The following is a 12878-nucleotide window of genomic DNA, read 5'->3' on the forward strand; positions in this document are numbered from 1 at the left end:
GGTGGGGCAGGGCGGTAGTGCCCGCCCCGCCTAACGGAGTGTTTATGGCAGTCAAGGTCCTGGTGGTGGACGATTCGGGTTTCTTCCGCCGCCGCGTCTCGGAAATTCTTTCCGCCGATCCAACCATCCAGGTGGTCGGCACGGCCACCAACGGTAAAGAGGCGATTGATCAAGCCATTGCGTTGAAACCGGACGTGATCACCATGGACTACGAGATGCCGATGATGGATGGCATCACCGCAGTCCGACACATCATGCAGCGCTGCCCGACCCCGGTGTTGATGTTCTCCTCGCTGACCCACGAAGGCGCCCGGGTGACCCTCGACGCGCTGGACGCGGGTGCGGTGGACTTCCTGCCGAAGAATTTCGAAGACATCTCGCGCAACCCCGACAAGGTCAAGCAGATGCTGTGCGAGAAGGTGCACAGCATTTCGCGCAGCAACCGTCGCAGTCTGTTCAGCGCACCGGCGCCCGCGCCGGTAGCCGCGCCGACGCCGACCACCTCGACGTTTGCTCGCCCGGCACCGGCACCGATCGCCCGGCCTGCGGTGGCGCCAGTGCGTGCCCCGGCAGCGAGCGCGCATTCGCCTGCGCCCAAGCGCAAAGCCTACAAGCTGGTGGCCATCGGTACGTCTACCGGCGGCCCGGTTGCCTTGCAGCGCGTGCTGACCCAGCTGCCGGCCAACTTCCCGGCGCCGATCGTGTTGATCCAGCACATGCCCGCCGCCTTTACCAAGGCCTTCGCCGAGCGCCTGGACAAGCTGTGCCGCATCAGCGTCAAGGAAGCCGAGGATGGCGACATCCTGCGTCCTGGCCTGGCGCTGTTGGCACCGGGCGGCAAGCAGATGATGGTCGATGGTCGTGGCGCGATCAAAATCCTGCCGGGCGATGAGCGCCTGAACTACAAGCCGTGTGTGGATATCACCTTCGGTTCGGCGGCCAAGTCCTACGGCGACAAAGTTCTGGCGGTGGTCCTCACCGGCATGGGCGCCGACGGCCGTGAAGGCGCACGCCTGCTCAAGCAGGGCGGCAGCGCGATCTGGGCCCAGGACGAAGCCAGCTGCGTGATCTATGGCATGCCCATGGCCATCGTCAAGGCGGATCTGGCTGACGCGGTTTATAGCCTGGACGACATCGGCAAACATCTGGTGGAGGCCTGCCTCTGATGGATGTCTTGAGCCTGATTGGCATCACCATGGCGTTTGTCGCGATTATCGGCGGCAACTACCTGGAAGGCGGCCACCTCGGCGCCTTGGCCAATGGCCCGGCGGCGCTGATCGTGATTGGCGGCACCGTGGGCGCGGCGCTGTTGCAGTCGCCGCTGAGTTCCTTCAAGCGTGCCATGCAGATTCTGGTGTGGATCATCTTCCCGCCACGCGTGGACTTGCCGGGCGGCATTGACCGTGTCGTCAACTGGAGCCTCACCGCGCGCAAGGAAGGCCTGCTGGGCCTGGAAGGCGTGGCCGATGCCGAGCCCGACAGCTACGCGCGCAAAGGCCTGCAACTGCTGGTCGATGGCGCCGAACCCGAGGCGATTCGCAGCATTCTGGAAGTGGATTTCTACACCCAGGAAAGCCGCGATATCAACGCCGCCAAAGTCTTTGAAAGCATGGGCGGCTATGCGCCGACCATCGGCATCATCGGTGCGGTGATGGGCCTGATCCACGTGATGGGCAACCTGGCCGACCCGTCGCAGCTGGGCAGCGGCATTGCCGTGGCCTTTGTCGCGACCATCTACGGCGTGGCGAGTGCCAACCTGGTGTTGTTGCCGGTGGCCAGCAAGCTCAAGTCGATCGCCATGCGCCAGTCGCGTTACCGCGAAATGCTGCTGGAAGGCATTTTGTCGATTGCCGAGGGTGAGAACCCGCGCTCCATCGAATTGAAGCTTCAGGGCTTCATGGATTGATGGGAGGGAGTCGATTGTGAGCCGTCGCCGCCGCGAGCCTGAAGAGCACGTCAACCATGAACGCTGGCTGGTGTCTTACGCCGATTTCATCACCTTGCTGTTCGCGTTTTTTGTGGTGATGTACTCCATCTCGTCGATCAACGAAGGCAAGTACAAGATTATTTCCCAGGCGCTGGTGGGCGTATTCAACGACACCGACCGCTCGCTCAAGCCGATCCCGATTGGCGACGAGCGGCCCAAGACCGTGACGCCGGCCAAGCCGTTGGTCAATGACAGTGACGAAACCGCCGCCGGCATCGGTGGCACCAGCGACCCGCTCAAAAGCATCGCCGATGACATCAGTGCGGCGTTTGGCGACCTGATCAAATCCAACCAGATGACCGTGCGCGGCAATGAGTTGTGGGTGGAGATCGAGCTTAATTCCAGCCTGCTGTTCGCCAGCGCCGATGCGTTGCCGAGCGATCAGGCGTTTACCATCATCGACAAGGTGGCGGCGATTCTCAAACCGTTTGAGAACCCGATCCACGTCGAAGGCTTTACCGACAACTTCCCGATCAGCACTGCGCAGTACCCGACCAATTGGGAGCTGTCCTCGGCACGGGCCTCAAGCATCGTGCGCATGCTCGCGATGCAGGGCATCAACCCTGGGCGCCTGGCATCGGTGGGCTACGGTGAGTTCCAGCCGGTGGCCAATAACGCCACCGCCGAAGGCCGCGCGCGCAACCGCCGGGTGGTGCTGGTGGTGTCACGTAATCTGGATGTACGCCGCAGCCTGACCGGCACCGGTACTGCCAATGCAACACCGGATGCGGCCTTGAAGCGGGCTGGCACACAAACTGCACCGCCAACCGTTAAGCCGCCGGTTCGTCAGAGCGCCGTCAATTCTCCGTCGCCGGCTCAATAATGTTATGTAATGTCTCGGTCGCGCCTTAGCCTACCGGGAGGAACCAACTGAATGAGAGTCTGGGCAGTTGCCAATCAAAAGGGTGGAGTCGGCAAGACCACCACGTCCATCGCCCTGGCCGGCTTGCTGGCCGAGGCGGGCAAGCGTGTGGTCGTGGTCGACCTGGACCCGCACGGCTCGATGACCAGTTATTTCGGCTATGACCCGGATGCGCTGGAGCACAGCTGCTATGACTTGTTCCTGCATAAGGGCAGCGTACCGGCAGATTTGCCGGGGCAATTGCTGCTGCCCACCAGCAACGAGAGCATCTCGCTGTTGCCGTCGAGCACCGCGCTGGCGACCCTTGAGCGCCAGTCGCCAGGGCAGAGCGGCCTGGGCCTGGTGATCGCCAAGACCCTGGCGCAACTGTGGCAGGACTTCGACTACGCAATTATCGACAGCCCGCCGTTGCTGGGCGTGCTGATGGTCAACGCCTTGGCGGCCAGCCAGCAGTTGGTGATCCCGGTGCAGACCGAACACCTGGCGGTCAAAGGCCTGGAGCGCATGGTCAGCACCTTGGCGATGATCAACCGTTCGCGCAAACAGGCGCTGCCGTACAGCATTGTCCCGACTCTGTTCGACCGCCGTACCCAAGCGTCGCTGGGCACCTTGCGGGTGTTGCGCGATGCGTACCCGGAAACGATCTGGAACGGCTACATTCCGGTGGACACGCGCCTGCGTGACGCCAGCCGTGCCGGGCTCACGCCGTCGCAGTTCGACGGCAAGAGCCGTGGCGTACTGGCTTACCGTGCGTTGCTCAAACATTTGCTGTCCCAGCAACTTGTGGCGCAGGTGGCGTGATGAACCGTCCCGTTGAGCTTAAGACCCGGCCGCAACTGGCACTGGAATCCTACCTGGACGCCTTGTTGCAGGAAGCGACGGCCGAGGAGTTGCTGGAACCGATTCTGGTACTTGAACCTGCTGTAATCGAACCTGAAAGCGCTCTGGATGAATTCCAACTGGCGGTGCTGGAAGAGCAGGCGCGTGATGCCCATGTGGTGGTGCCGATTGTGCCAGTGGCCGTGGTGGTTGCGCCCGTGGTGGTTGAACCGGTGGTGGAAGTGCATCTGCCGCCGAGCATCACGCCGCCACCGGCCACGGGCGATGGTCGCCCGGCGTGGGCGGCCGAGCCGTTCGAGTGCCTGCTGTTCGACGTCGCCGGGTTGACCCTGGCGGTGCCGCTGGTTTGCCTGGGGTCGATTTACTCGCTGGAAGGCCAGGAGTTGACGCCGCTGTTCGGGCAACCGGAGTGGTTCCTCGGCATCCTGCCCAGCCAGGCCGGCAACCTCAAGGTGCTGGACACGGCGCGCTGGGTGATGCCCGACCGCTACCGCGATGACTTTCGCCAGGGCTTGCAATACGTGATCTCGGTGCAGGGCTACGAATGGGGGCTGGCGGTGCATCAAGTCAGCCGCTCGTTGCGCCTGGACCCGAATGAAATCAAGTGGCGCAGCCAACGGGGCCAACGGCCCTGGCTGGCGGGCACCGTGATTGAACATATGTGCGCGTTGCTCGACGTCGCCGAACTGGCCGAGTTGATCGCCAGCGGTGCGGTCAAGACGATGCCACAGAACAAACGCAGTTGATTGAACAATAAGGGCCGTGCGGTTGCGCGGTCGAAGAAGCACACACTGAAGGGGTCAGGGGTATGAACAAGTCAGCGTCCGCACAAGGTTTGGATGATCCGATCCTGCAATGGGTTACCTTCAAACTGGACAATGAAACCTACGGCATTAACGTGATGCGCGTGCAGGAAGTGCTGCGCTACACCGAGATCGCTCCGGTGCCGGGTGCGCCGAGCTACGTGCTGGGCATCATCAACCTGCGCGGCAACGTGGTAACGGTGATCGACACCCGCCAGCGTTTTGGTCTGGTGCCGACCGAGGTCAACGACAACACGCGTATCGTGATCATCGAAGCCGACAAGCAAGTGGTCGGGATCATGGTCGACAGCGTGGCTGAAGTGGTTTACCTGCGTCAGTCGGAAGTTGAGACCGCGCCGAACGTGGGCAATGAAGAATCGGCCAAGTTTATCCAGGGCGTGTGCAACAAGAACGGCGAACTGCTGATTCTGGTTGAGCTGGACAAGATGATGAGCGAAGAAGAATGGTCGGATCTGGAGAACATCTGATTGTTTCTTGATGCGGTGGTGATTGTCCTGGCCCTGCTGTGGGCCGGGACGTTGGCATTCCTGCTGCGCTATATGCGCCAGCAACGGGAGTTGGCCGTGCAACAGGCCGAGCGCGATGCGGTGCGTGACCGGCGGATTCTGGATCTGGTCAAGCGTGTGGATCACTTCCAGCAAACTGCGGTGAAGGTTGGGGATGAGGTGCATGAACTGCGCGCGATTCTTGGGCCATTGCCGGATAAGTTGGCGCAGATTGAGCAGCGTGATCCTTCAAGCTTGTCGTTTGCCCAGGCGGCTAAATTGGTCGGCATGGGCGCGACGGTGGATGAGTTGACGCAGTCGTGCGGGTTGACCCAGGCTGAGGCGCAGTTGATGAGCAAGTTGCACAAGGGCTGATTGGCCCGATCCATTGGGACATCTCTGTCCAACTGTGGGAGCTGGCTTGCCTGCGATGGCGGTTCGTCGGTGTACATATCCGTTGCTGCGGTAACGGCGGCTTAGGGTTCCGCCCTGACGGCGGGTCACGTTTGTAAAGACCGGAATGCCGGCCCAGACAAAAGTAACCAAAAAGTCTTCGCCCCACCACTCGGTGCCTCGCCTAGGCTCGGCATGCCAGAACGAAGGCTTGAATCCGCGGCTAACCCGGCGTCCTGCCGGGTTACCCACGGATTCAAGCCTGCGTTCGGCCATCGTGGTTGACGGGGCGACTCAGATCAAAATCAAGATCAAGATCTACAGCACGGCGGCCTGAAAGCCGACCTGAGTGGTTGAAGCAAAAGCCAGATCAAGTGCAAAGCAAAAGCCTATCTACCTGATGCAACGCGGTCTAAATGTGGGAGCGGGCTTGCTCGCGAATGCGGTGTGTCAGTCAATTCATCTGTCACTGATAAACCGCATTCGCGAGCAAGCCCGCTCCCACCTTTGACCGAGTATGGCTCTGCTGTTGCTGTTGCTGTCGGATTGCCGGCATGCCGAGGCATAGCGAGGCACCGAGTGTTGGGGCGAGGACCTTTTGCTTACTTTGCGTCCTTGCAAAAGTGAGCCGCCGTTACCGCAGCAACGGATATGCACACCACTCAACCTGCACAGTACCAAGCCCAAAAGCACATCAACGTGTTTTCGGGTTACCGAGACAATCCTTATAGCAAGGCTCCACACGCACATCCGGCCTGTCGTCGACGTAGAATCCATCGCGATTGGGCATCTTCAGATGGGTGAGGGTGGCAGCATCCAGCGTGGCGTTCGCTTCCACTATCTGGTTTTTGTTGAGGATATAACCCACCACGGCGTACACCTGATCATTGCTCAACGACTGTGGTTGCTGGAAGGGCATGGTGCGCCTGACATAGTCGAACAGGGTGGTTGCGTAGGGCCAGTAACTGCCGACGGTTTTGATCGGTTTGGGCGTGGGCAGCGAGCCGGCACCGCCGACTAATGCCGGGCCTGTGCCGCCTTCGAGGTGGGCGCCGTGGCAGCCAAGGCAGGCGGTTTGATAGACCTTTTCGCCTTCCATGACCGTGCCTTGCCCGGCGGGCAGGTTTTTGCCATCGGGCGCGACGTCGATGGTCCAACTGGCAATGTAGTGCTCTGTCACCGGCTGCCCTAAGTCGGATTTCGGAGCCGTCGATGCGCACGCAACCACGCCGATGCCCAGCAACCCCAATGCGATGGCGGTAAGCTTATGCACGGCCATTGGTCACCTCCCCATTGGCGTTGATGCGCCAGGGCTGGATGGCGTTGTTGTGGTAAAACGAAAAGTCCCCGCGCACGGCTTTCAGTTGTTCCAGGCTGGGTTGCACGTAGCCGGTCTCGTCAATGGCGCGGCTCATGATGAGCATTGCTTTGCCCTGCCATTCGAAGGGCGCACGAAACACCGTCAGGCATTTGTTCAGCACCGGCGCCTGCAGCGTGGCCGCATACCAGTTGTTCCCACCGTCGACGGACACGTCCACGCGGGTGATTGTGCCGTTGCCGCTCCAGGCGATTCCGCGTAGTTCATGCAGGCCTTTGCGGGTGAGTGTCTGGGTGCCGGACGGGGCAGTGATGATTGACTTGCACTCCATCACGAAGGAGAACTTCCTGGCCCGCCCATCCGGCATCAAGTCGGTGTATTTGGCCGTTTCCTCACGGCTGTACGCCGGGGCGTCGGTGACATGCAGGCGGCGCAGCCACTTGATGTGGGTATTGCCTTCGTAACCCGGCACGATAAGACGCAGGGGGTAGCCTTGTTCGGGGCGCAGCCTTTCGCCGTTTTGGCTATAGGCCACCAGCACATCATCCAGGCATTTTTCGAGCGGCAGGCTGCGGTTCATGGCGGCGCCATCGGCGCCCTCTGCCACAATCCATTTCGCCTCAGGCTTGAGGCCAGCCGCCTGCAACAGGGCTTTCAACGGCACACCGGTCCATTCGGCGCAGCTGACCAGGCCCGCAACTTCAGCGGCGGTTTTGCCCCAGGGCGGCAGGAATGAAGGGTTGCCCGAGCATTCGATGAAGTGGATGCGTGAGACGGCAGGGAACTGGCGTAGCTCATCCAGGGTGAACAGCAGGGCAGTGTCGGTCAGCCCATGAATCACCAGGAAGTGCCTGGCCGGGTCAATCGCTGGCACACCGGCGTGGTGGCGTTCAAAAAACAGCCCGTTGGGCGTGATGATGCCGTCCAGTTCCTGCAAAGGCGAAGTACTGTAGGCCGACATGCGCTCGGTAAGCCCAGGGTAGAGAGTGCGCACCGTCTGCGTCTCAAAGCTGGACGGTTTACCGTAGGGCACACCGGTGGGGCCGCCCAAGTTTTTGGTCCAGGCCGGCACTTCCAGTTGTTCATCTGCAAAAGCGGTGGGTTGTGCCGCGCGTGCCAGCGGGCCAAACGCCGCACCGATTGCCGCGCTGCCAACCAGCAGGCCGGTTTTGCCGAGAAAGTCCCGGCGGGCCAAAGGGGCGGTGATTGCAGGTTTATCGTCTGTTGAGTCGTCCTTCATTCCGGCTCTCCTGAGCAAAAATTGTGGCGACTCACCAGCGGTAAACGCTGCACCAATGGTTTTAATGTAGTCGGTTTTTAATCGCAGGCTTGGAAATGGGCGTAACCCAGCGGCAAATTAATTTTCAAGCGAATGACTTTTTTCTCCTCCGCAAAGGTCCACATCCTTCAGGAACCCTTGAACCCAGGAGAATGACCCCATGACCACCCCCAAAGCACTGTTGATCCTGCACGGCAAGCAAGCCCTCAATGAGGACGTGCGCGCTGCCGTGCAGGCCCGGCGCGAGCAGGGTTGGGAGCTGGCGGTGCGGGTGACGTGGGAGGGCGGCGATGCCCAGCGCCTGGTCAATGAAGCCTTGGCCGACGGCTATACCCACTTGATCGCCGGTGGTGGTGACGGCACCTTGCGCGACGTGGCCGAGGCCATGGCCCTGGCCAAGACCGACGCCAGCCTGGTGTTGATGCCGCTGGGCACCGCCAATGACTTCGCCCGCGCCGCCGGTGTGCCGCTGGAGCCTCAAGGCGCGCTGGCGCTGCTGGATGTGCCGCCCAGGGCCATCGACCTCGGCCAGGCCGGTGGGCAGATGTTCCTCAATATGGCCACCGGCGGCTTTGGCAGCCAGGTCACCGCCAATACGTCGGAAGACCTGAAAAAAGTGTTGGGCGGCGCCGCGTATCTGTTCACCGGACTGTCGCGTTTCAGCGAGTTGAAGGCGGCGTATGGCGAGCTGGAAGGGCCGGGCTTTCACTGGAAGGGCGATTTGCTTGCGCTGGGTATCGGCAACGGCCGCCAGGCGGGCGGTGGGCATGTGCTGTGCCCCGGCGCGCTGGCCGATGATGGCTTGCTTGATATCAGTATTTTGCCGGCGCCCCAGGAAGTGGTCGGCACGCTGATGACCCTGATGAGTGACGGCTGGGGCCTGGACAATATGTTTGTGCGTGCGCGTCTGCCCTGGGTCGAGATCAAGGTGGCCGAAGGGCTGTATATCAACCTTGATGGCGAGCCATTGAAAGGCGATGACCTGCGTTTTTCCGCGCTGCCCAAGGCCCTGCGCGTGCATTTGCCGCTGGGTTCGCCGTTAGTCGTCCAGGCTGATGATCTGCTCGCGAACGGCGAATAACACCAGGCCCGCCACGTCGAAGATCTGCAGGCGTTTCATGATCTGCGAGCGGTGCGCTTCCACCGTTTTGATGCTCAAGCCCAGGCCCTGGGCGATTTCCCGCGTGGACTTGCCGCGCACGATCAAACGCAGGATCTCCAGCTGGCGCGCCGTGAGGTTGTGGCTGTCGGCGGCGGGGGAGATCGGCCCCTGGCTGCGGATCAGCGCCTGGTTGATCACCGTGTGGGCAATCGCCGGGCTCAGGTAGCGCTCGTTGTTACGCAAGGCCAGCAGGGCGTGTTCCAGCTCGCTGGCGGTGGTGTCCTTGAGCAGGTAGCCATGGGCGCCGGCCTCCAGCGCGCGCATGATCAGCTCCGGGTCGGTGTGCATCGACAGGATCAGCACCTTGCTTTTGGGGTACGCCGCCTTGAGTTGCTGTAGCGCGTCGAGGCCGCCGGTGTATTTCATCGACAGGTCGAGCAGCACGATATCCGGCTGCAGGGCGCTGAATGTCTCCAGCAATTGCGCGCCATCGCTGGCCTCGCCGATCACGCTGTAGCCTGGGATGTCCTGGATCAGCGCGCGTACGCCGGCCCGGATCAGTGCGTGGTCATCCACCAGGAGTAAGTTGCAAGTCACTCGAGAACCTTAGGGGAATTGGCCCGTTCGAGGGCGCGGGGCGCCCAGGGGAAAAGCGCTTCGATGCGCGTGCCTTTGCCTGGCTGGCTGCTGACAGACAACGCACCGCCCAGTTGGCCGATGCGCTCGCTCATACCGGCCATGCCCCGTTGGCCTTCCAGGCTGGGGTTGAGCGCCGGTGAAAAGCCCAGGCCATCATCGCAGATCATCAGCGACAGGCCTTCGGGCAGGCGTTGCAGGCGTACCAGCAGATTCTGCGCCTGGGCATGGCGCAACATATTGGTCACCGCTTCCTGGGTGATGCGAAAGGCTGCCACGGCCATTTCTTCCGGGATGCCGGTCAGGCGCTGCTGGCATTCCAGGCTCCAGTGCACCGAGGTGTTTTCCAGGGTCTTGAGCAAGTGCGCGCGCAGGCTTGCCTCAAGGCCCAGGCTGGCCAACTGGCGGGGGTTGAGGATGGCGGACACGTCGCGCACTTTGGCCAGGGTTTCGTTCAAGGTATTGCATAACACCGTGCATTGGCTTTGCAGGTCGTCGGGCAGGCGGCGCTTGAGCCATTCGCTTTGCAGTTTGGCGGCGGTCAGCAGTTGGCCGATATCGTCATGCAATTCGCGGCTGAGGCGGTGGCGCTCGTTTTCCTGGACCTGCAGCAGACGGTCGGCCAGTTCCTGCGGCTGGAACTTGATCGACTTGCGCGAGCGCCACTGCTGCAGCCCCACCACCACCAGGGTGGCCAGGTTGAGCAGCAGTATCAGCAAGGGCAGCGGCGCGGCGCGGGTGTAGGCCCACAGGCTGACCAACAGCGAGCAAAGGCACAGGGCGAGGACCAGGCGGCGGGCATTGCTGCGGGACAGGGACCATGCGACGAGTGACTTTAGGCTGGCGTACATAGCGGATGGAGCCACTGAAGGTTCGCTGCGGGAAGACCGGTCATGGCGGCTGACAGGGCTCTGTGTGGAATGCGGTGCTGGAACGTTTTTTTATACATGATGAAGTTGAGTCACTTCGAGCGGGGCATAGTACCACCACTATTACCGTTGGTCGCCTGGCGCCTTACCCGGTGCGGTTTAATCTGCGCCAAACGCCGAGGAACCTGACTCTGTAGTTAAAAGAGTCAGCCGTTTACCCAGGGTAATTATATTAATTGGGTTTGTTTGTATCGATAGTGCGGTGATGGCTAATTGATATATAGCCCGCGCATCATTGTCGACCGCTTAATGTACGGTCGTTTTTACATAACTCGACGATCAAATACGACCTGCCGGCACTCAGGACGCGTGATGTACGCGCTGTTGTGGTTTATGCGTGAAGTCTTTCTGTGGGATCTGCAAGGTGACGGTCGCGATCAGTGTGGTTTGTTCGCTGTCGTCCAGCGTCAGTTCGCCCGTACGGATGTCGATCAGTTCCAGTTGCCAGGCCAGTAACGTCAGGCAGTCATGCAGGGCATTCAGCGCCTGGTCATGCAGCTCCATGGGGCTGGCGGCGTTGGCGATCAGGCATTGGATATGTCGGGAAAACTCGCTGATTGCCTGCAGGGCCAGGCCTTCGGCCTTTTCCGCCAGCTTGGCCAGGCTGGTTTTTATGCAGTCGACGGCATCGCTGTCATTGCGAATCAGATGTAAATGGTGCAAGCACTCTTCTGACTTGGCCAACAGCTTTTCGGCTTCGAGCAGAAACTCGGGAAGTGCAGTTTGCCATTCGTTTGCGCTATTCATCATACAAGTCTCCGCAACATAAGGTCGGGTGATGAGATGCCGCACTGGGTGAATGGCGTAAAACTACCGCTGAAATGTGACTGAGATCTGTAGCCTGCTTCTGAAATTCCAGTAGGACCGTTACTTGAATGATCAGAGTATCCGTGGAAGGCCCTGGTCATTCGGGTCATTTGCACAACTTTGGTTGCCGCCACGTATAAGTCTGGAAGACCCGTGGGCCGAGGGCTTGGTATGGCAAACAAAAGCCTGACTCCATTCATGCAATGAGAATGGCGTCACATTAATGGCTATTAGATATCGCGAATATCAGGTCGGGCCTGATTGTGCATAGGGGAATCCCTTACGCAGCGGAACCCTGCGCCGATTTGAAGGTCGCGCAAGGTCGCTGTACTGCCGGCTGGAGAGCAGATTGCAGTAAACCATGATGTCAGTGTGACATCAATGAATTTACATGGCATTTTACCAGGGTCAAGGTCTGGCGCTTGCCGCCGATAACAAGCCTTAAGTGAGCTGCACAATCCCACATCAGGAGCTTTTAATGGCCGGCATTCTCGACACGGTAGATCAACGCACGCAATTGGTGGGTGAGAATCGCCTGGAGATCCTCATGTTTCGCCTGGCCGGGCGGCAACTGTTTGCGATTAACGTGTTCAAGGTTCAGGAAGTCCTGCAACTGCCCAAGTTGACCCTGATGCCCCAGCGTCACCCGTTTGTATGCGGCGTGGTCAACCTGCGTGGCCAGACCCTGCCGGTGATCGACCTGTCCCAGGCCATCGGCATGCGCCCGCTGGTGCCGGGGCCGAACAGCACAATTATCGTCACCGAGTACAACCGCTCGGTGCAGGCCTTCCTGGTGGGCGGTGTGGATCGCATCGTCAACATGAACTGGGAAGCCATCCTGCCGCCACCGGCCAGCGCCGGGCGCCAGCATTACCTCACGGCCATCAGCAAGGTCGATGACCAGTTGGTGGAAATCATCGACGTGGAAAAAGTCCTCGCCGAAATCGTGCCGTATAACGCCAAAGTCTCGCGTGAAAAACTTGAAGACCCGGTGCTGGAACGTGCCCGTGGCCGCGAAGTGCTGCTGGTGGACGACTCCAATGTGGCCCTCTCGCAACTGCGCGACACCCTGGGGCAACTCGGCGTGAAGATGCACATTGCCAGCGACGGCCTCAAGGCCCTGAACATGCTCAAGGCCTGGGCCGACAGCGGCCAGGTCATGACCGACAAGTTGCTGATGATCTTCACCGACGCCGAAATGCCCGAGATGGATGGCTACCGCCTGACCACCGAAATCCGCAACGACCCGCGCCTGCGTGGCCTTTACGTGGTGCTGCACACCTCGCTGTCGGGCAGCTTCAACGACTCGATGGTCAAGAAGGTCGGCTGCGACAACTTCCTGTCCAAATTCCAGCCCGACAAGCTGGTGGATGTGGTGCGCCAGCGCTTGATGTTGGACGAAGTGCCCGCCTGACT

14 protein-coding genes are annotated in these 12878 nt (G+C 60.7%); 9 read left to right on the forward strand and 5 right to left on the reverse strand.

Annotated features, from left to right (window positions below):
• Positions 1–44: 44 nt before the first annotated feature.
• The 7 genes from BLV67_RS14315 (at position 45) to BLV67_RS14345 (ending at position 5373) form a co-directional block, all read left to right on the forward strand.
• The gene (locus BLV67_RS14315; protein WP_069788093.1) at positions 45–1166 is read left to right on the forward strand and encodes a protein-glutamate methylesterase/protein-glutamine glutaminase; all 1122 of its coding nucleotides are present in this window, start codon (positions 45–47) and stop codon (positions 1164–1166) included.
• The gene (locus BLV67_RS14320) at positions 1166–1906 is read left to right on the forward strand and encodes a flagellar motor protein (protein WP_005790033.1); all 741 of its coding nucleotides are present in this window, start codon (positions 1166–1168) and stop codon (positions 1904–1906) included. Before BLV67_RS14315 ends, BLV67_RS14320 begins: the two co-directional genes overlap by 1 nt.
• 16 nt (positions 1907–1922) lie before the next feature.
• Positions 1923–2810 carry a flagellar motor protein MotD gene (motD, locus tag BLV67_RS14325; protein ID WP_065911552.1) on the forward strand — a complete coding sequence of 296 codons (888 nt, stop codon included), beginning with the start codon at positions 1923–1925 and terminating at the stop codon, positions 2808–2810.
• A 51-nt stretch (positions 2811–2861) separates the two neighbouring features.
• On the forward strand, positions 2862–3650 hold the full coding sequence (locus BLV67_RS14330; protein ID WP_065911550.1) for a ParA family protein: 789 nt from the start codon (positions 2862–2864) through the stop codon (positions 3648–3650).
• Positions 3650–4435, forward strand: a complete 786-nt coding sequence (locus BLV67_RS14335) for a CheW domain-containing protein (RefSeq protein WP_069788094.1) — start codon at positions 3650–3652, stop codon at positions 4433–4435. Before BLV67_RS14330 ends, BLV67_RS14335 begins: the two co-directional genes overlap by 1 nt.
• Before the next feature lie 62 nt (positions 4436–4497).
• Positions 4498–4980: a chemotaxis protein CheW gene (locus BLV67_RS14340; RefSeq protein WP_056861068.1), complete on the forward strand. Its 483-nt coding sequence runs from the start codon at positions 4498–4500 to the stop codon at positions 4978–4980.
• Positions 4981–5373 carry a DUF2802 domain-containing protein gene (locus BLV67_RS14345; protein WP_056861069.1) on the forward strand — a complete coding sequence of 131 codons (393 nt, stop codon included), beginning with the start codon at positions 4981–4983 and terminating at the stop codon, positions 5371–5373. It begins immediately after the preceding gene.
• Between the two features lie 712 nt (positions 5374–6085).
• On the opposite strand, the gene BLV67_RS14355 is transcribed toward BLV67_RS14345, so the two are convergent.
• Complete coding sequence (locus tag BLV67_RS14355) at positions 6086–6670, reverse strand: c-type cytochrome (protein WP_069788095.1); 585 nt, start codon at positions 6668–6670, stop codon at positions 6086–6088.
• On the reverse strand, positions 6657–7949 hold the full coding sequence (soxC, locus tag BLV67_RS14360) for a sulfite dehydrogenase (RefSeq protein WP_069788096.1): 1293 nt from the start codon (positions 7947–7949) through the stop codon (positions 6657–6659). Before soxC ends, BLV67_RS14355 begins: the two co-directional genes overlap by 14 nt.
• Positions 7950–8148: 199 nt before the next feature.
• Between soxC and yegS the strand changes: the two genes are divergently transcribed.
• Positions 8149–9069 carry a lipid kinase YegS gene (gene yegS / locus BLV67_RS14365; protein WP_069788097.1) on the forward strand — a complete coding sequence of 307 codons (921 nt, stop codon included), beginning with the start codon at positions 8149–8151 and terminating at the stop codon, positions 9067–9069.
• Here the strand turns inward: yegS and BLV67_RS14370 are convergent.
• The 3 genes from BLV67_RS14370 to BLV67_RS14380 form a co-directional block, all read right to left on the reverse strand.
• Complete coding sequence (locus BLV67_RS14370; protein WP_069788098.1) at positions 9028–9687, reverse strand: response regulator transcription factor; 660 nt, start codon at positions 9685–9687, stop codon at positions 9028–9030. The genes yegS and BLV67_RS14370 overlap by 42 nt on opposite strands.
• A complete protein-coding gene (locus BLV67_RS14375) occupies positions 9684–10577 on the reverse strand; it encodes a sensor histidine kinase (RefSeq protein WP_069788099.1) in 894 nt (297 codons plus the stop codon). The genes BLV67_RS14370 and BLV67_RS14375 overlap by 4 nt, the downstream gene beginning before the upstream one ends.
• Before the next feature lie 378 nt (positions 10578–10955).
• A complete protein-coding gene (locus BLV67_RS14380) occupies positions 10956–11405 on the reverse strand; it encodes a hypothetical protein (protein ID WP_170875815.1) in 450 nt (149 codons plus the stop codon).
• Between the two features lie 535 nt (positions 11406–11940).
• On the opposite strand from BLV67_RS14380, the gene BLV67_RS14385 reads away from it, so the two are divergent.
• The gene (locus BLV67_RS14385; RefSeq protein WP_017134971.1) at positions 11941–12876 is read left to right on the forward strand and encodes a chemotaxis protein CheV; all 936 of its coding nucleotides are present in this window, start codon (positions 11941–11943) and stop codon (positions 12874–12876) included.
• Positions 12877–12878: the final 2 nt, after the last annotated feature.

The sequence above is a fragment of the Pseudomonas salomonii genome, assembly GCF_900107155.1.
Lineage (GTDB): Bacteria > Pseudomonadota > Gammaproteobacteria > Pseudomonadales > Pseudomonadaceae > Aquipseudomonas > Aquipseudomonas salomonii.